We start from the raw sequence: 702 nt of genomic DNA, 5'->3' as shown, positions 1-702 counted from the left end.
TAATAAAATCGGTGAGGATGTAGCTAAGTTTTTAGGTGGAGAAGCATCCTTTAAAGATGGAGCTCTTACACAGCCAACGTATAAATTATCTTACATTGCTAAAGATGGAGTTGTAACAGAGAGTGACTTTCAAGGTGTTGGAACCGCTTTTGCAGGCCTTGATTCAAATATCAAGAATGTGAATGCACGGATTAAAGAGGTTTCCGAAGGAGTAGCACAGGATTCTTTGTTATGGAGCAAGGAAGCCGATGCCTTTGTAGCGCGTCATGAAAAGAGTAAAGAAGAAAAAGGCAAAGCTGTCAGGACACAAGAAAACAGTAGAATTACGTTCCTTGCAAATGGTGAGATTAGCGCTAAATCAACAGATGCTGTAACGGGTAGTCAGCTTTATTCGCTGAACGAACAACTTGCAACCTATTTTGGTGGAGGTGCTGGATATGATAAAGAGGGCAAATGGAAAGCACCGGATTTCAAGATCAAGCAGTTTGGTGAGGATGGTACTTCTTTTGACAAGAACTATACGAATGTAGCTGATGCGCTTGCAGGTGTTGGAAGTTCTATCACGAATGTTCAGAACAAATTGACTGAACAGGTTAATAATGTGATTACCAAAGTGGAAAGCGAGAGCTTTGTTCAGCAAGACAAAACAACGCATCGTCTCACTATTGGAGGTGCAGTAGAAGGTAGTGAAATCAACATTGC

The 702-nt window shown here is 41.2% G+C and carries 1 pseudogene; it reads left to right on the top strand.

From position 1 onward, the window contains the following. A pseudogene (locus ACFINC_RS10825) lies at positions 1 to 702 on the top strand (hypothetical protein); the annotation flags it as partial.

Origin of the sequence: Bartonella sp. AP58NXGY (assembly GCF_042195785.1) — a bacterium.
Classification (GTDB): domain Bacteria; phylum Pseudomonadota; class Alphaproteobacteria; order Rhizobiales; family Rhizobiaceae; genus Bartonella.
This window is presented reverse-complemented; position numbering and strand designations above follow the sequence as displayed.